Annotated in this window: 14 protein-coding genes; 4 read left to right on the plus strand and 10 right to left on the minus strand. The window is 61.7% G+C overall.

Features of this window, described 5'->3' with window-relative positions; translation table 11 throughout:
• Position 1: 1 nt before the first annotated feature.
• Together BG57_RS14750 and BG57_RS14755 are read right to left on the minus strand one after the other, a co-directional pair.
• Positions 2-871: a class I SAM-dependent methyltransferase gene (locus BG57_RS14750; RefSeq protein WP_035965120.1), complete on the minus strand. Its 870-nt coding sequence runs from the start codon at positions 869-871 to the stop codon at positions 2-4.
• 82 nt (positions 872-953) lie between these two features.
• Positions 954-2144, minus strand: coding sequence for a glycosyl hydrolase (locus BG57_RS14755; protein WP_229754001.1), 1191 nt, complete (start codon positions 2142-2144; stop codon positions 954-956).
• A gap of 606 nt (positions 2145-2750) precedes the next feature.
• Between BG57_RS14755 and BG57_RS14760 the strand changes: the two genes are divergently transcribed.
• Both BG57_RS14760 and BG57_RS14765 read left to right on the plus strand, forming a co-directional pair.
• A complete protein-coding gene (locus BG57_RS14760; RefSeq protein WP_035965137.1) occupies positions 2751-5018 on the plus strand; it encodes a beta strand repeat-containing protein in 2268 nt (755 codons plus the stop codon).
• Between the two features lie 700 nt (positions 5019-5718).
• Positions 5719-7068 (plus strand): beta-glucosidase, encoded by a 1350-nt coding sequence (locus tag BG57_RS14765; RefSeq protein WP_052005821.1) that lies wholly within the window; start codon positions 5719-5721, stop codon positions 7066-7068.
• A gap of 52 nt (positions 7069-7120) precedes the next feature.
• Here BG57_RS14765 and BG57_RS14770 read toward each other — a convergent pair whose 3' ends face one another.
• The 7 genes from BG57_RS14770 to BG57_RS14800 are packed head-to-tail and all read right to left on the minus strand — an operon-like array spanning position 7121 to position 14301.
• Positions 7121-8203: an alcohol dehydrogenase catalytic domain-containing protein gene (locus BG57_RS14770; protein WP_035965145.1), complete on the minus strand. Its 1083-nt coding sequence runs from the start codon at positions 8201-8203 to the stop codon at positions 7121-7123.
• A 26-nt stretch (positions 8204-8229) separates the two neighbouring features.
• Entirely contained in the window at positions 8230-9264 is a 1035-nt protein-coding gene (locus BG57_RS14775; protein WP_035965754.1) for an NAD(P)-dependent alcohol dehydrogenase, read from the minus strand.
• Between the two features lie 34 nt (positions 9265-9298).
• On the minus strand, positions 9299-10045 hold the full coding sequence (locus tag BG57_RS14780) for an SDR family oxidoreductase (protein ID WP_035965153.1): 747 nt from the start codon (positions 10043-10045) through the stop codon (positions 9299-9301).
• A 7-nt stretch (positions 10046-10052) separates the two neighbouring features.
• Positions 10053-11033: a sugar-binding transcriptional regulator gene (locus BG57_RS14785; protein WP_035965161.1), complete on the minus strand. Its 981-nt coding sequence runs from the start codon at positions 11031-11033 to the stop codon at positions 10053-10055.
• 36 nt (positions 11034-11069) lie between these two features.
• Positions 11070-11951, minus strand: a complete 882-nt coding sequence (locus BG57_RS14790; RefSeq protein ID WP_052005822.1) for a carbohydrate ABC transporter permease — start codon at positions 11949-11951, stop codon at positions 11070-11072.
• Positions 11948-12889 carry a carbohydrate ABC transporter permease gene (locus tag BG57_RS14795; protein ID WP_035965170.1) on the minus strand — a complete coding sequence of 314 codons (942 nt, stop codon included), beginning with the start codon at positions 12887-12889 and terminating at the stop codon, positions 11948-11950. Before BG57_RS14795 ends, BG57_RS14790 begins: the two co-directional genes overlap by 4 nt.
• 41 nt (positions 12890-12930) lie before the next feature.
• Positions 12931-14301: an ABC transporter substrate-binding protein gene (locus BG57_RS14800; protein ID WP_035965178.1), complete on the minus strand. Its 1371-nt coding sequence runs from the start codon at positions 14299-14301 to the stop codon at positions 12931-12933.
• Between the two features lie 238 nt (positions 14302-14539).
• On the opposite strand from BG57_RS14800, the gene BG57_RS14805 reads away from it, so the two are divergent.
• Positions 14540-15661: an ABC transporter ATP-binding protein gene (locus BG57_RS14805; RefSeq protein WP_035965771.1), complete on the plus strand. Its 1122-nt coding sequence runs from the start codon at positions 14540-14542 to the stop codon at positions 15659-15661.
• 292 nt (positions 15662-15953) lie between these two features.
• On the plus strand, positions 15954-16811 hold the full coding sequence (locus tag BG57_RS14810) for an EAL domain-containing protein (RefSeq protein WP_081850914.1): 858 nt from the start codon (positions 15954-15956) through the stop codon (positions 16809-16811).
• 53 nt (positions 16812-16864) lie between these two features.
• Here BG57_RS14810 and BG57_RS14815 read toward each other — a convergent pair whose 3' ends face one another.
• A complete protein-coding gene (locus BG57_RS14815; protein ID WP_035965185.1) occupies positions 16865-17161 on the minus strand; it encodes a DUF4148 domain-containing protein in 297 nt (98 codons plus the stop codon).
• Positions 17162-17300: the final 139 nt, after the last annotated feature.

Consider the following 17300-nt stretch of genomic DNA (forward strand, 5'->3'; position numbering starts at 1 on the left):
GCTAGGGCTTGACGAACCTGAGCGTCATGCGATCCGATTCCCCGATACCCGCAAAGCGCGACCGGTCCGCTTCGCCGCCCCTGTACGTGGGCGGCAGCGACCACACGCCATGCGGATAGTCTTTCGTATCCTTCGGATTCGCGTTGATTTCACTGCGCGCGCTGAGCACGAAGCCGGCTGCCTGAGCGTGCTCGATGACGAACGCCTCGGTCACGTAACCGGTCTCGATCATTTGCTGTTCGCTCGTCCCCGGCTGCGCGCGATGCTCTTCGACGCCGAGTTCGCCGCCATGCTTCAGCGCGCCGTAGAACGCACGCAGGTTCGCATCGATTTGTCCGTCCTTGATCCAGTTATGGATATTGCGGAACGTGAAGACGCGGTCGAATCGCTCGTTCGCGTCGAAGTCGATGAACCGGCCCGCATGCAATGTGCCGACGACCACCTTTCCATACAGCGATGGATCGCTCGCGAGCTTGCGCCGGTACGCAGCATCGGTGGCGCTGTCTTCGGCGGCGAGATCGGCGGAGGTGCTCAGATATTGCGCTTCGTAGAGACGGCCCGAATCGCGCAGATAAGGCGCGAGAATATCCGTGTACCAGCCTCCGCCCGGCGCGATTTCGAGCACCGATTGCGTCGGAGCGAGACCGAAGAACTCGAGCGTTTCCTTTGGATGGCGATAGACGTCACGCGCACGCGCCTTGTCGCTGCGTTGCGATCCGCCGATGGCGGCATCGAGCGGTGCGGCGCTCGCGCCTTGCGACTGCGCATCACGCGAGGACGAGGACGAGGATGCACAGCCTGTCAGTGCGATTGCAGCGAAGGTGATGGCAATCGCGACTGCGCGCGCCCGGTCGAGGCAAGTAGCGTTCATGGCGTCGAAGGAAGTTCGGGATACGCGACACGATACGCGTTTATCGCGTGACGCGCTCTTCTCCTTCGAGCCGCGTCGCGGCTTACACCGGGTTCGCTGCGATGAAGTCCTTGAACACGGCGTACGCCGGATTCTTCGTGACGCCGTCGAGCTGCATGAGACCGTAGTTCTTGTCCATCACCGCGTACATCATGATGGACTGGATGTTGTATTTGTCCTTGATCGATCGGTACTGCTTAAGCGCCTTGCCTGTGTACGCCGCGGCGGACTGCGGCGTGTCGTTCGCGCCGGACCAGCCCCATTCCGTCAGCCAGATCGGCACGTTGAACGAATCTTTCAGCACTTGAAGCACGTCGACGCACGCGTTGTTGCGCCCGCCGCACTGGATGTCGCCCGAACTCTTGTACCAGTGATAGCTCGTGAAGTCCCAGCGCAGCGACGCCGCGCCGCTCACGCCTTGCGTGGTGCCGTCGGGCGAAATGCCGTTCCACAGCATTTGCAGCGCGCGATAGGCCATTGGAATGCCGACGTTCACGCCGCACTGGATAGTCGGATCGATTGCGCGCACGCCGTCGATCATGCCCCGCAGCGCACCGCGAAACGACGGCCAGCACGCCGGGTCCCAGTCCGCCGTCGAACTGCCGTCACCGGCGATCTTCAGGTCCACATCGAGTTCGTTGCCGCACTCGATGTACTTGACGAGTCCCTTCAACGGGCGCGTGCAGCGCACCGCGAGGTCATAGCCGAGCGCGTAGGCATCGGCCTCGCTGCTGTGCGGGTCCCAATGCGCGGACAGCGGATTGAACACCGGCAGGATCGACACTCCGCTGTTCGCAAACGGGCCCTTCAGCGCGTTGGCGAGCGTGGTCGCCATGCCGCCGTCCGCAATGTCGCAGCGATAGTTGGTGACGCCCAGGTCCTGCAGGATGGCGAGTTGCGCAGCCGCCGGCATCGTCTGGTAGATGCCGTTGCCCCACGCCATGTGACCGTTGATGCCGTAGAAGAGGCCGTCCGATGCGCCTGACGCTTGCGAGCTCGTATCGCTCGAGCCCGTGTTCGTGGGCTGAGTGGCGTCGCCGGCGCTGTTGCTATCCGTCGCGTTCGATGCCGACGCTCCGCTCGCTGCCGACGCGCTCGACGTCGAAGGCGATGTCGAAGTCGATGTCGACGAGTTGGCGGTGGCGCTCGACTTGCCGGCAGCTTGCGAGTCGCTGCTGCCGCCTCCGCCGCCGCAGCCGGCCAGCACCGCACTGCCAGCCGACGCGAGCATCATGGCGAGAAAGGTTCGGCGCTTCGGTGCATCGAGCGAAGCGGCGGGATGGGATAGTCGGTGTCGTGAGGCTTGGTTGGGGACTGGCATGGCCGCGAAAGGTGGCGTTGATGCTCACGTTTACGGCCATGCGGGCACAGGCTTGAATCGTCTCTTGTATGTGCGCTTCAAAACGCTGGATGCGAAGCTGGCATTTTTACCGGTGTGCCCTGACCCCTTCGCCTATTCATGGCGATGTTTCTGCAAAATCCGGTCGATCCCGACTTGCACATTCACGAGTCGTTCGATCTCGCCCCAACCGCGATATCAGCGTCTCGTGCCATAACAATTCGAAGCGCGCCATCCATTCGACACATGCGCGACACATGCGCGACACACGCGCAACACACGCGCAACAGACCGCCCTTGATCATCGTTAGTGCTGCTACACTGCCCTGCCACTAGAGCGCCAATAAGCGACAACAAACGGGGAATGTCACAGCCCAAGGGGGGCTTATGCGTCATTCATTCAATCGTCACCTGAGCGCTTTCCGAACCGGCAGCCGTGCCGGTTACACAAGCACGCGGGCGGCGCGCTTCACAATCCGCCCTCTTTCGATACTCATTGCCATGGCTTGCGGGTCGGTCGGGTCGGCGGCCATCGCCGCGGCTCCACTGCCGCAAGGCGGCCAGTTCGTCGCCGGCGCGGGAAGCATCGCGCAGAGCGGCGGCAACATGACGATCACGCAATCGGGCGCGCGCGGGGTCATCGACTGGAAGAGCTTTTCGATTGCCCCGGGCCGCACGGTGTCGATCAACAACGGCACCGGCGCGACGCTCAATCGCGTGACCGGTAACGACGTCTCTGCAATCTACGGAACGCTACAGGGAACCGGTACGGTCTACCTGATCAATCCGCATGGCGTGGTCATCGGACCGAGCGGCGTCGTGTCCACGGGCGGCCACTTCGTCGCCTCGACGCTCGACATCAGCAACGACGACTTCGCCTCCGGCTATCAGGCCACCTTCACGGGCAACTCCAATGCGAGCGTCGTCAATCTCGGCAGCATCAGTTCGACGGGCGGCAACGTGTATCTCATCTCCGCGAACATGGTGATGAACGGGGGACGCATCGACGCGCCCGAGGGATCGGCCAATCTCGTCACGGGACGCTCGGTGTCGCTGATCGATACCGGCTACGACCAGCAGATCGGCGTGGCGGTGGGCAGTCACGGCACGGTCGCGAACGCGGGCGAAGTGCAGGCGGCGGTCATCAACCTCCAGGCGGCGGACGGCAACATCTTCGCGCTCGCCGGCCGCTCGGCGGCATTGCGCGCGACCGGCACCGCGACGCGCGATGGCCACGTCTGGCTCGTCGCCGATACCGGCTCCGTCGATGCACGCGGCGCGCAGATCAGCGCACGCAATGCGGACGGTACGCCATCCGGCGTCGATGTCATCGGCAGGAACGTCGGAGTCGGCGGCGCGGACATCAGCGCCGGCTCGCTCAATATCACCACGGGCGAATTCACCGCCGATGCCGCGACGGCCGGCACCTTCACGTCGAGTCTGAATCGCGGTACGTCCGTCACCGTCAATGCCGACGGCACGGACGGCAGCGCGGGCGCAACCGGCAAGGGCGATATCGTCGTGCCAACGAATCTGCGCTGGAACGGTGCATCGTCGCTGACGCTCAACGCCGCGCACTCGGTGACGATCGCGCCCGGCGTCACCATCGCCAATGCGGGTTCCGGCTCGCTCAAGCTGTATGCGGACGCGAACGCGTTCAACAACGGCGGCAGCGTGACGAACCTCGGCACGATCGACTGGTCGCGCAGCAACGGCGCCGTCTCAGTCCTGTTCGACATGAACGGCGTCAATACACCGGGGAACGTGCGCGTCAATCCATCGTGGAGCGCCGCGCCGTTCAGCGGGCTCGTCACGCAGTACACCGCTTATCGGCTCGTCAATTCGATCGCGGACCTGCGCGCGGTCAAGAACGATCTTTCCGGCACCTACGCGCTCGGCACGAGCCTCGGACTCTTCGGCGCGACGGGTCTCGGCGGCATCGGCACGGCGGCGACGCCGTTCACCGGACAGTTCGACGGCATGGGTCATCTGCCCGTGGGCCTCAGTCTCGGCGCCGGCGAGACCGGCCTGTTCGGCGTGGTCGGCGCGAGCGGCATCCTGCGCAACTTCGTGCTCGCGGGAACCACGGCCACGGCTTCGGGCGCACCGGTCGGCATGCTCGTCGGCACGAACCGCGGCTATCTCGTGAACGTTGGTGCATCGGGCGTCGTCACCGCAACTGGCGATGCGTCGACGGTAGCGGGCGGACTCGTCGGCGAGAACTTCGGACGCATCGAGCAATCGTGGTCCGGCGGGAACATCAGCGGCGGCAGCGCGGTCGGCGGGCTCGTGGGCCGCAACGACGGCTATATCGCCCGGTCCTACGCGCTCGGGTCCGCGACGGCCAGCGGACAAGGCGCGCTCGGCGGCCTCGTCGGCATCAATAACGGCAGGATCGTGCAGTCGTATGCGCAGGAATCGCTGACCGGCAACGGGGCCGTTGGCGGGCTCGTGGGCGGCAATGCAGACGGCATCTACGAGTCCTATGGCATGTCGACGCTCACCGTCGGCGCGGGCGCGCGGGCGGGCGGCATCGTGGGCGGAAACCGCGGCTTGATTGCTCCGAACGTGTTCTGGAACAAGGAGTCAGCGGGTGTGGCCTCGGCCGTCGGTCGCGGCGCGGGAACGCCGGCTTCGAGCGGACTGACCGACGCGCAAATGGGCGATCCGGCGAGCTTCGGTCCGACCTGGGACTTCAGCGCGACAGGTGCGTGGGCCATGCCGGTGGGATCGTTGTCGCCGTCGTTGCGGTGGCTCTACGGGTCGTGACTATCCGCTGACTGCATCTGCGTTTCCGATGCCCGGCCCGCCAGCGATGGCGGGCTTTTTTTCGCCTATAGCGCCTCGATGCTAGCCCGATTCAATCCGGTCAAATCCGGATTCGATATTCGCCCGAACGTGAGTTTCACAAAAGATTCTGCACCCGTTTCGCAAGATGGCATGAAGCCGGATTACGCCTCGAAAAACATATGGATGAATGCGCCTAATCGATGTTTCTGAACGGCGAATTAACCATAATCAACCTAAGGTTAATCTTTCACCGTTCACACGTTCGATAAAACATTCATTTATGCGACGAATATTACGGCAAGATAACACGTAACTTATTCCGCTATTCGTATGAATAGATAGTTCAAAAACGCCGGTTCTTAGCGACCTTCCGCATCAGATGCAAGAGCAAATGCGGCTTGTGTCCTTATTTGTATGCGCAGAAACGCAGGAATTGCCACGCAAACGTTCACTGTTACATACCGTTACGGCCTTTTTCATACGGTAAGAAATAACGAGCGGGTACCATTGCTTTCGTCCGGTCAGTAAAAAGCGACTGAGAAACGCGCCTGCTTTGTCTGTGGCGCACTGGTTGATCGCCTGTCTATTCCCTTCAGGTTCGAATTGCGAGTGCTTTAAAAGCACTCAGGGAAGACCTTTTTTCGGCGGTCGGAATTGAACACGTTCATCCATTTTCAGAATGAGAAAAAACCATTTCATCGTCTATTCCGTCTTTGCAAGCTCGTTAATCCTTTCGGCATGTGGCGGCGGCGCGGACAGTCTGCCGTCGAGCGTCGCAAACAGCGCGAATGATCCCGCCGCGGTCGCCAAAGCCGGCACGCGGGCACCGTCGCCGAACGGCACGACAATCCCGTCCGGTACGTCGATCGTCGATTCTTCGAACGCGGTCTGGACCGTCACCAACGGCGTCATCTATCGCGCGGGTCAGAAGGCCGGCTTCTCGCAGGCCGTCATTCAACTGCTGTGGTACGGCGGCAAGATCTATCAGCAGAACGTGAACAAGCTGTGGTGGGTGTGGCAGAACAACACGTGGGCGACGTCGAGCGACCCGCGCACCGCCACCGCCGCGTCGGCTTCGGCTTCGACCGCAATCCCGTTCTTCGGCGTCAATGCCCACTACATCCAGGGCGGCGTCTATTCGTCGATTCCGCTCGCGACCCAGTCCGCGACGATGGTCGACCTCGGCCTCACCAGCGTGCGTCAGGACGTCTACAGCAACGCGCAGATCGATATCCTCGCCGACAAGGTCATGCCCAACGTCGGCTCGAAGGTCAACGTGATGCCGCTGGTGATTCCACATCCGTGGATGGACCCGACGCTGAACGGCCGCACGCCGACCGAAGCGTCGGCCTACACGTATGCCTATAACATGGCGGCTTACGCGGCAACGCGCTTCAAGGGCGTGCCCGTCGTGGAGTTCGGCAACGAATACGACATCGACGAGCACAACCAGCGCATCGCGAACGACGGCGTGAACGTCTCCGACTACGACAACAACACGTGGCCGATCTGGCGCGGCACAATGCGCGGCTCCTATGACGGCTGGCGCTCCGTCGACAAGTCCGGGCAGACGAAGATCATCAACACGGCGTCGACGGGCTTCCTGAATCTCGGCTGGTACAAGGGCATGCTGACCGGCACGCAGCCGGACGGCTCGACGGGCCATCCCAAGGTGCCGACGGACATCCTCCAGTTGCACTGGTACTCGGACGGTCTGGATCCGGTGAACACGTGGGGCAAGGACGGCACGAACTACAACGTCCTCAAGATCCTGCACGACGCGTACAACCTGCCGATCATGTTCACCGAAATCGGCATCAACGCGGACTTCTCGACGGCCAAGGCGCAGGCTTATATCTCGAAGACGATTCCGGAGCTTTACGCGGCGAGAAGCACGTACAACGTGATCGGCTTCAACTGGTACGAGCTGTATGACGATCCTAGCGGCGAGTTCGGCATCCTCACCAATGGCGGGTCGAACAAGGCGGTCTATTCGACGGTCAAGGCGGCGGTAGCGGCATCGAAGTAAGAGAAAAAGGCGGAACGCAGGCGCGTTCCGCCTTTTTTTATGTGCGCCGTGCTTATTTCGGCCGCAGCAGCACCTTGATCGAATCGAGCGAATTCGCCACTTCGATCGCATCGTCCCACTCTTCCAGCGTGAAGCCGTGCGTGACGATTCCCTTCGAAGTCACGAGACCGCGCGCGAGCAGATCGATCGCGATCGGATAGCAGTACGGTCCGAGATGCGCGCCGCGCACGTCGAGCTCCTTGCGATCGCCGATGATCGACCAGTCGACCGTCGTATCGCTGCCGAACACGGAAAATTCCACGAAGCGCCCGAGCTTGCGTATCAGTTCGAGCCCTTGCGTGACGCCCGCCGGCGAACCCGTCGTTTCGATATACACGTCGCAGCCGTATTGATCGGTGATCGCGCGGATGGCTTCGAGCGCGTTGTCCGTCTTTGGATTGATCGTGATATCCGCGCCGTATTCGCGGGCGAGTTCGAGACGCTCGTCGACGAGATCGATCACGACGAGCTTCTTCGGCGTCTTCAGATGTGCGACCTGCACCATCATCAGGCCGAGCGGTCCCGCGCCCGCAATCACGACGACATCGCTCAACTGAATGTCACCGCGATTCACCGTATGGATGGCGCATGCCAGCGGTTCGATGATCGCGGCGTCTTCGAGCGAGATGCCATCGGGAATCTTGTGAACGATCGCGGTGGGCGGAAAGCGCATGTATTCCGCCATGCCGCCGTCCGCGACTTCGCGCTGAAAGCCGAAGATGTTGTGCACTTCGCACATCCAGTACTGCCCCGATCTGCAATAGCGGCACTTCGCACAAGGCACGATCTGCTCCGCGATCACGCGATCGCCCTTCTGCACGCCGAAATGCTCCGCCGCGCCGTCGCCGAGTTCCTCGACGTAACCGAAGAATTCATGCCCCGGGATGACCGGCGCTTTAACCCACGGATTCGGCCCGCCCCAGAACATCTTCGCGCCCGACCAGCACTTGCAGTCGCTCGCGCAGATGCCGCATGCGGCGATGCGAATCACCAGCTCGTTCGGCCCGGCACGCGGGCGCTGCACGCGCTCGACGCGATAGTCCTTGGGCGCGCGGCAGACGATGGCCGTCATCTGCGCGTTGTCGGTGTTCTCCATGATCGCGTCTCCCGGTCGTTATCGCGTCATTCCATGACGATCTGCACTTTCACATCCGTCGGCACGCCGCTCGCCGCTTCCTCGAAGGCCTTGATGCCTTCGGCGAAGGGGAACGTGCGCGAGATGAAAGGCTTGACATCCAGCTTGCCGGATGCGATCAACTGGATCGCACGCGGAAAGATATTGGCGTAGCGGAACACGGATTCGATACGCGCTTCCTTGATCTGCACCGCGACGACATCGAGCGGAACCGGGCGTTGCGGCATGCCGACGAGCACGAGACATCCGCCGGGACACAGCAAGTCGACGATGCCTTCGAACGCCTTTTCGTTACCGCTCGCTTCGAACACGATGTTCGCGCCCCAGCCGTCCGTCAGTTCCGCGATGACGTCCTGCACGCGCTGCTCGCGAATGTTCACTGCGGTGACGCCCTGCACCGCGCCGATCAGATCGAGCTTTTCCTGCACGAGATCGCAGACGATCGCCCGGCTGCATCCGCCCGCGAGCGCGGACAGCGCGCACATCATGCCGATGGTGCCCGCGCCCAGCACGACGGCGACATCGCCCGGCTGAATGGCCGCTTTCTTCGCCGCCTGCAAGCCGATGGACAGCGGCTCGACGATTGCGCCTTCCGCGAAGCTCACGTTGTCGGGCAGCTTGTAGGTGAACGCGGCCGGATGCACGACGAACGGCGCGAGGCAGCCATGCACCGGCGGCGTCGCCCAGAAGCGCACTTTCGGATCGAGGTTATACATGCCTTCACGCGATGCACGCGATTGCATGTCCGGCACGCCCGGCTCCATGCACACGCGGTCGCCCGCTTTCAGATGCGTTACTTCCTCGCCCGTTTCGACGACGGTGCCCGATGCTTCGTGCCCGAGCACCATCGGCTCGTTGACCACGAATGGCCCAATGCGTCCATGCTGGTAATAGTGAACGTCGCTGCCGCAAATGCCGACCGTATGGATGCGTATCCGCACATCGTGCGGACCCACGACCTGCGGCAAGCTGAACGGACGCAAGCTGATGCGCCGTGCTTCTTCGAGAACCAGTGCTTCCATCGTCGTTCCTTCGCGTTTGAATGAGGAATCCGTATCATCCCGCCTGAAAGCCGCCATCGACTGCGAGGCTCACGCCGCTTACCATGCTCGAATCGTCGCTCAGCAAGTAAGCAATGGTGCGTGCGACCTCGACCGGCTGCACGAAGCGATTCATCGGGATGCGCGCGAGCATCGGGCCGGATTTCGCGGGATCGCTCCACGCTTTCTCGGCCATGGGCGTCATCGTGACCACAGGGTTGACCGCGTTCACGCGTATGCCATGTGGACCAAGCTCGACGGCCATCACGCGCGTCATCGCATCGAGCGCGCCCTTCGATGCGCAATACGATGCATGCAGCGGCAAGCCGACCGCCGCCGATATGCTCGACACGTTGACGATCGCCCCGCCCTTGCCGCGCTCGATCATGCTTTTCGCGCACGCCTGAGCGACGACCATCGCGGCGCGCACATTGACGTTCATCGTGAGATCGAAGGCATCGGCGGTGGTGTCGAGAAACGGCTGCAGCTCGACGAGGCCCGCACAATTGACCAGCAGGTCGACCGGCTGCGCGGCGCGGGCGGCTTCGCGTGCGGCGCCGGCATCGGCGAGATCGACTGCGATCGTCTCGCAGCCCGTTTCGTTCGCCAGCATGGCGAGATCGTCCGCGCTGCGGCTCAATGCGATGACACGCGCGCCTCGTTCGATCAGCAGATGCACCGTCGCATGACCGATGCCCTTGCCCGCACCCGTTACAAGCACGGTCTTGCCTTCGAATGCACGATTCCGGTCGATAGTGGTCATGTCTCGATCAAGGCTCTTCACATAGGCGTCGGGCGGTGTCTTCATCGGTGACGAGCACCGACGGATAGCGGCCCCGCAACGCGGCACGTGTCACATGAAACTTCTTCGGTCCGCCGCTCACGAGTATCACGCGACGTATCTTGCGCAAATCTTCGAGCGTGATCGCGACCGTGCGTCGATTCAACGGATGATCGATCAGTTCGCCGTCTTCATCCATGAAATGTCCGAGCATGTCGCCCACCGCGCCCGCCTTTTCTAGCGTGCGCAATTGCTCGGGATTGTCGATGCCATACGTCACGACGAGCGATTCCGTCAGGTCGCCGCACGTCAGCAACGCAAGATCCGCATTGCGCGCAAGCTCGTAGGTTTCGCGCACCGTCCCTTCCTGCAGGATCACATCGCGCGCTTTCTGGCTGCTGACGTAGATCGGCGCGGCGAAGATATAACCATCGGCGCGGCAGATGTTCGCAAAGTCCGACACCAGATCGAACGTATTGATGCTCGGGCAATGCGACAGGCCGCCTTGCAGCGATACAGCCGACACCGCGCCATACGAGCGCTGCGGCATCGCACGCAGCACCGCGCGTATCGTGCGGCCCCAGCCGAGCCCGATGGTCAGTCCCGCGACGATCTGCTTCGCGAAGTAACTCGCCGCTCCTATGCCGAGCGCGGCGTTGTTCGCTTCGGTGTTCGCGCCGCTCGGCACGACCACCGCGCTTTCCAGCCCGAAGCGCCTGACCAGCGCTTCTTCGAGCGCCACGCATGGCGCGATCTTGCTGTTGATGGTGATCTGCACGAGGCCCGATTCGCGGCTCGCGGCCAGCAGCCGGTTCACTCGCACGCGATTGCTGCCGATGCGCTGGGCGATCTCCTGCTGCGTCAGATTGCCGACGTAGTAATGCCACGCGACGCGGGCCTGCAACTCCTCTTCCGAGTCGATCGATTCGTCCGTTACCGCGATGGCAATCGGCGGGGCTGTCTTGCTCATGTTCTCTGTGTAGTCGCAATGAAGGGCTGCGCGAGTCTACTTCACCGCGCCCATCGTGAGCCCTTGTACGAGCCGGCCCGATACGAGCAGCGCGAAGACCACCATCGGCAAGACGATCAGCGTGCCGGTCGCCATGATTTCGCCCCAGGGCAATTCATAGCCGCTCATGTAACTCGTCGCGGCAACGGGCGATGTGATGGCCTCCGTGCGTGTCAGCACGAGCGCATAGAGCAGATCGTTCCACGAGAAGATGAACGCGAAGATCGCGGACACGACGATGCCCGGCATCGCCAGCGGCAAGTTGATGCGCCAGAACACGCGCCACGGCGATGCGCCGTCGAGCCGCGCGGCTTCGTCCAGTTCGACGGGTATGTTACGGAACTGATCGGTGCATATCCACACGACGATCGGCAGCGAGAACGTCAGGTACAGCAGGATCAGCACGATATGCGTATCGACGATATCGAGCTTCGTCGCGATCAGAAAGAACGGCACCGCGAGCACGACCGGACTCACCATGCGGTTCGAGATGAACCAGAACCACAGGTCTTCCTTGCCCCGGAACTCGTAGCGTGCGAGTGCGTACGCGGCGGGCGTGCCGAGCAGGATGGCAAGCACGGTCGTCGAACTCGCGATGATGAGCGAATTGAGCAGGCTGCCCGCCACGTCATGTTCGAAGAGCGCGGCCGAATAGTGATGGAACGTCGGACTGAAGAGCCATTTCGGCGGATAGGCGAGCGCGTCGGACTGGCTCTTGAGGCTCGTCGTGACCATCCAGTAGAACGGAAACACCGACGAGAGAAACACGATCAGCAGGCCAATGAAATGCCATACGGTCGCGCGCCTGCGTGCTGCGCGCGCACGCTTGCCGCGTTGAGCGACGCCGCCGTTCGCGGCTTGATTAGCAGTGGTGCTCACGCGGCCTCCCGATAAACGAAGCGAATGTACAGTCGCGACAACACGATGGTCAGGATCAGCAGGATGATCGCTTGCGCCGATGCCATGCCCTGATCGAAGAGCCGGAAGCCGACGCGCTGGATATAGACACTGATGAACTCGGTCGCGGCGCCAGGGCCGCCGCGCGTCATCGTGAAGACGGCGTCGAACATCTTGAGCATGTCGGCGGAGCGGAGAATCAGGATCGCGGTCAGGCCCGGCAGCAGATAAGGCCGCTGCAAGTGCCACAAGATCATGCTCCACTTCGGCGTTTCGAGCCGCGCGGCTTCTTCGGCTTCCTTGGGCACCATGGAAAGACCGGCAAGCATGATGAGCGCGCAGAACGGCGTCCATTGCCAGATATCCATGATCATCACGGACACGAACGCCAGCGTGGGATCGGCAAGCCAGTCTTGCGGCGGGATGCCGAAAAGACCGGTCAGATAGTTCGCCACGCCGAACTGGCGATTGAAGATCAGCCGGCCGATCAGACCGACGACCGCATAAGTCGTGGCCATCGGAATGACGAGGCTCACGCGTGCGGCGGCACGCATGAACCGCAAGTCCATGCGATGCAGCATCAACGCGGCAAACAGACCGAGCGCGATTTCGATCGGCAGCGTAAGGCACAGGAACAGCGCGGTGCGGCCGAGCGCGCCCCAGAACGAGGGATCGGACAGCGTCGCGATGTAATTATCGACGCCGACGAACGGCGTGCCCGATGCGAGATCGGCCAGCTTGTATTGATGGAACGAGTTATAGAGCGCAAGCAGCAGCGGATAGATGCCGATGACCGCCAGCGCGAAGATCGCAGGAAACAGGAACCAGAAGGCCGGCGAGCGCGGCAGTATGCCGAAGCGGCGCGCGTGCTTGCGCGGCCTCCTTGGCTGTGTCGCGGATGCTACGGTGCCGTTCGCCATTGAATCGCCTCCGGTTCCTTAGATGACTGCGTTCTTCTCGCTTACTTCAGCAATGGCTTCTTGCCGTCGTAATAGCCTGCTTTCTTCAGGATGTCCTCGGTTTTCTGGCCGATGGTCTGCGCGCCCTCTTTGACCGTGACCTGACCGAGCATCATCTTGCTGCCCCATTCGCCGATGACTTCGGACACCGCAGGCCATTCAGGGAAGCGCGGACGATAATCCGGCACGCCGCCCTGCCACGACTCGACCATTGGCTTCACGAACGGATACTTGTCCTGCACGGCCGCATCCTTGTACACCGCCGTACGCGCCGGCACGCCGCCCGCTTCGAGATACGGCTTGGCCATCGCTTCGGAGGTGATCCACTGAATGAAGAGCCACGACGCGGCCTGCTTCTTAGCATTCGACTTCGCGTTGACCGCAAGCGAGAAGCCGCCGAGCGCGGGCTTGAGCCCCGCTGCGCCCCTCGGTTCGGTGGTGATCGCAAGACAGTTGCCGATCTTCGACTTGCTCGGGTCGGTGAGGGTCGGGTAGAACGCGGACCATTCGGTGATCATCGCGACCTGGCCTTGCGCGAGCGCGTTCACCGCTTCGGCGTGATCGAAGTCGACGATGCCCGGCGGCATGTACTTCATCAGCTTCTGCCGATATTCGAGTCCCGCCTGCGATTGCGGCGACATGAGGTTCGACTTGAACTTCGCATCGAGCAGCGAGCCGCCGTTGGGCCACAGCACGCGCATGAAGCTGTCCGCCGATTGCGTTTCGCCGCGCCGCGACTGAAGCGCGAATGCGAACTTGTCGCCCTTCGTGAGCTTCGGCGCATACGTGTTGAGCAGTTCGTCCCACGTCTTCGGGGGCGCGTCGAAACCCGCGTCCTTCAACATGCACTTGTTGTAGAACATGAGGCCCGAGTAATTATCGAACGGCAGGCCATACGTGACCTTGTCCCATGTGCCGAACGAATCGAGCAGGATCGGGAAGAAGCCCTGCAAATTCAGACTCGGGTCCGCGAGCTTGGGATCGTCGGTGAACTTCTTGATTGGCACGAGCCACTTGTTGCTCGCGAATTCGCCGATCCACACGACGTCGACGAGCACGATGTCCTGGTCCCCGCCGCCGACGAAGTTGAGCACTTCCTTCTCGCGGGTGTTCTCGTAGGGAATGACTTCCCAGCGCACCTTGATGCCCGTCTCTTTCTCGAACTGAGGAATCAGGGTTTGTGCGGCCTTGTATCCGGGGCGATCGAGAAATATAGCCTTGATGGTGGTGCCAGAGTACGGCTGCGCCGCTTCCTTGAGCGTCCAGGCTTGCGCACCGGATGCAGTGAACGCCGCGCTTGCCGCTAACAGCGCGACTGCCGCGATGTGCTTCAACGGACGGGACTGTATGCCCTGCGTGATGCGCTTTTTCATGCCTTGTCTCCTTTCTGTTTTCTCGAGCGGATACGTTCGTGTCGTGCGTCCTTCCCTGCGCAGCGGAGCGAAAAAGCACGGTAGGGAGCCGTGTCGTTTCACTTGTAATTTCGGTTTTACAATTGTATATTTGGGCCCGAACAGGTTGTCAAGAACAATGTGAGTCAAGGCATTCGATGCTGCACTGCGATACTTCCTACACAGTGCGGCGATGAAACCGGCTTAGATGGAGACACGCATGAGCGCAGTCCATTTGCAGCAGATTCGCAAGGCCTTTGCGGGCACCGAAGTGTTGAAGGGCGTCGATATCGAAGTGGCCGACCGCGAGTTCATGGTCTTCGTCGGGCCATCGGGATGCGGCAAGTCCACTCTGCTTCGCAGCATTGCCGGACTCGAGCAGTCTGATTCGGGACAAGTGCTGATCGGCGGCGAAGACGTGACGGATCTCGAGCCTTCGCAACGCGGCGTCGCGATGGTGTTCCAGTCGTATGCGCTCTATCCGCACATGTCGGTGTACGAGAACATCGCGTTCGGCCTGCGCATGCTGAAGTTGCCCGAAGCGCAGATCAAGGAGCGCGTCAATCGCGCGGCGGAGATACTGCAGATCGGCCAATTGCTCGAAAGGCGTCCTCGCGCGCTGTCGGGCGGGCAGCGGCAACGCGTGGCCATCGGGCGATCAATCGTTCGGGAACCGAAGGTCTTCCTGTTCGACGAACCGCTATCCAATCTCGATGCAGCGTTGCGCGTGCAGATGCGTCTCGAGCTCATCAAGCTGCACAAGCAGCTCAACGCGACGATGATTTACGTCACGCACGATCAGACCGAAGCCATGACCATGGCCGACCGCATCGTCGTGTTGAATCATGGGCGTGTGGAGCAGATCGGTTCGCCGCTGGAATTGTATCGGACGCCTCATAATCGTTTCGTCGCGGGCTTTATCGGCTCGCCAAAGATGAACTTCATCGATGTCCGCGTGCTGCGTGTCGATGCCACGGGCGTGACCATTGAACTGCCCGGAGGCGAACCGTTGACGCTGCCGTTTGCTGCGGCGTCGATCAAGCCGGGAGAAAGCCTTACGCTCGGAATACGCCCTGAGCATTTCATCGAGTCGGGCAGCGGGGATATCGACAGCGGTCTGACTGGCGAGGTCATGGTCATCGAGCATCTGGGCGGAGAAACGCTTCTGCATATCCGCTTGCCGAACGATCTCGTGATCAACGTGAAGGGTTCGGGGGAGTCGACGGCGGTCGATGGTCAACGGCTGAACGTCGGGTTCAGCATCCGGCACGTGCACTTGTTCCGCGAAGATGGCAGCGCGCTCGAAAGGATGCGGCCGGTCGCGGAGGCGGCTATCGTCTGACCGAAAGGGCGGGCGACGCATTAGTCCGTATTACAAAACATCGCAGAAACTGCAGCGTTTGCTACAAACGGTGTTTCGTACGATCGTTCGCCGGAGCCGTCAGTGTTACCGGCGACGACGCCTAATGCTCCCACCTTTACGCTCGGCGGCGGTTGCTCGTTACGCAACAATGCCCTGCAATCATGCATGCCTAAGGGTTTTCCCCCGACCAATGGCGCTTTTGCCCGATCAATGCTGAAACGGGCATGAGTCATGCAATTAAGCGCCTGATCCAATCAACGGGCGGCACAGCATGGACGCAACAACACTTCGCTCGCGGCTTTCGAACGCCGCACCGGCTACCGGTCACGCGCTGAAGTGCCGGGTGCTTCAGGGTTTGAGAACCGGTGAGTTTTGCGTCGCGTATCAGGGCATCTACCGGGTCGATAACAGCGAGCTCGCGCAGATGGAAGCGCTCATCCGTTGGCGTCATCCGGAGTTCGGCGTGTTGTTGCCAGGAAGTTTCTATGAGGTGCTCGAAGATGAAGAAGTCATCGTCGAGTTGACGGACTTCGTGATGAACACCGTATCGCGCGATATCGCGGCGCTGCAGGCGAAGGGCGTGTGTTATCCGGTGGCCATCAACGTCCCGCCTTCGCTTGCATCGTTAGATGAGTTCAGCGATCGGCTTCAAACCGTTTGCGATGCGCATGGCATTCCGCCTGACCTGATCGAAATCGAACTCTCGGAGAGCCAGGATCTTGCTCGCTTCCCTTGCATGTCGAGGGTGGTGCAACGGCTGCGCGATTGTGGCGTGAACGTGGCGATGGACGATTTCGGCACGGGCTTCGCCTGTCTTGCGGCGCTTGGGCCGATCGACTTTGGGACCGTGAAGATCGCGAAGGAACTGCTGTTGGAAGCGCCGCGTTGTCCGAACGCACGAACAGTGTTTTCGTCGGTGCTTGCCTTGCTGACGCGGCTCAACGTCAAGATTGTCGTCGAGGGTGTAGAGACACTCGCGCAGGCGCAGTGGCTCGGGCAATGGCCGCATGTGCTTGCGCAGGGCTTCTATCTTGCCCGGCCTGTGTTCGGGATGGACAACGTTCCGGGCGTGCAAGCATCGATGCCTCGTAGCGTCGTGACGGAGGTCCGGTTTGCGAACGCGGCTTGATGACGGCTTCGTGCGATGCGCTCACGGAAGGCGCATCGCGCGTTAGGCTTTGATCATGGAGCCGATGCCGGCGCGGGCTGGCCGGCCTTTTGCGCGTTGATGCGCTGCTGGGCGTTTTGCAGGTTGCGCGGATAGTCGGTCTGTTGGCCGGACGGGTTGTAGCCGTTCTTTTCGAGTTCGCTCAATTCGGCATTCTTCTTGGCTCGTGCAGCTTTGCGTTCGGCCTTCTTGATCTGCTTCGGCGTTGAGGCGGCGGAGTCTTGAGCGTGCGCGGGTGTCGCCGGTACGGTGATGAGCGCGGTCACCGACAAGGCGATGACAGCGAGCGGTGCAGTGCGGAAGGTGGGCATGTGGGGGCTCCGAAGACGTGGCAGTTGCGGATGCCAGAGCAAAAAATGATCCCATGCCCAACGAGTCGACTCGCCGTTATGCAGGCCGCGTGCGGCCCATCATATTGAGTCCGCGTCCGGCACCGTGCGGCATCTCCGC

The sequence above is a fragment of the Caballeronia grimmiae genome (assembly GCF_000698555.1).
GTDB classification, from domain to species: domain Bacteria; phylum Pseudomonadota; class Gammaproteobacteria; order Burkholderiales; family Burkholderiaceae; genus Caballeronia; species Caballeronia grimmiae.

Excerpts from the sequence above, each read along its gene's own strand:
- BG57_RS14750 (WP_035965120.1), bottom strand. The coding sequence starts at position 871 with ATGAACGCTACTTGCCTCGACCGGGCGCGCGCAGTCGCGATTGCCATC.
- BG57_RS14755 (WP_229754001.1), bottom strand. The coding sequence starts at position 2,144 with ATGATGCTCGCGTCGGCTGGCAGTGCGGTGCTGGCCGGCTGCGGCGGC.
- BG57_RS14760 (WP_035965137.1), top strand. The coding sequence starts at position 2,751 with ATGGCTTGCGGGTCGGTCGGGTCGGCGGCCATCGCCGCGGCTCCACTG.
- BG57_RS14765 (WP_052005821.1), top strand. The coding sequence starts at position 5,719 with ATGAGAAAAAACCATTTCATCGTCTATTCCGTCTTTGCAAGCTCGTTA.
- BG57_RS14770 (WP_035965145.1), bottom strand. The coding sequence starts at position 8,203 with ATGGAGAACACCGACAACGCGCAGATGACGGCCATCGTCTGCCGCGCG.
- BG57_RS14775 (WP_035965754.1), bottom strand. The coding sequence starts at position 9,264 with ATGGAAGCACTGGTTCTCGAAGAAGCACGGCGCATCAGCTTGCGTCCG.
- BG57_RS14780 (WP_035965153.1), bottom strand. The coding sequence starts at position 10,045 with ATGACCACTATCGACCGGAATCGTGCATTCGAAGGCAAGACCGTGCTT.
- BG57_RS14785 (WP_035965161.1), bottom strand. The coding sequence starts at position 11,033 with ATGAGCAAGACAGCCCCGCCGATTGCCATCGCGGTAACGGACGAATCG.
- BG57_RS14795 (WP_035965170.1), bottom strand. The coding sequence starts at position 12,889 with ATGGCGAACGGCACCGTAGCATCCGCGACACAGCCAAGGAGGCCGCGC.
- BG57_RS14800 (WP_035965178.1), bottom strand. The coding sequence starts at position 14,301 with ATGAAAAAGCGCATCACGCAGGGCATACAGTCCCGTCCGTTGAAGCAC.
- BG57_RS14805 (WP_035965771.1), top strand. The coding sequence starts at position 14,540 with ATGAGCGCAGTCCATTTGCAGCAGATTCGCAAGGCCTTTGCGGGCACC.
- BG57_RS14810 (WP_081850914.1), top strand. The coding sequence starts at position 15,954 with ATGGACGCAACAACACTTCGCTCGCGGCTTTCGAACGCCGCACCGGCT.
- BG57_RS14815 (WP_035965185.1), bottom strand. The coding sequence starts at position 17,161 with ATGCCCACCTTCCGCACTGCACCGCTCGCTGTCATCGCCTTGTCGGTG.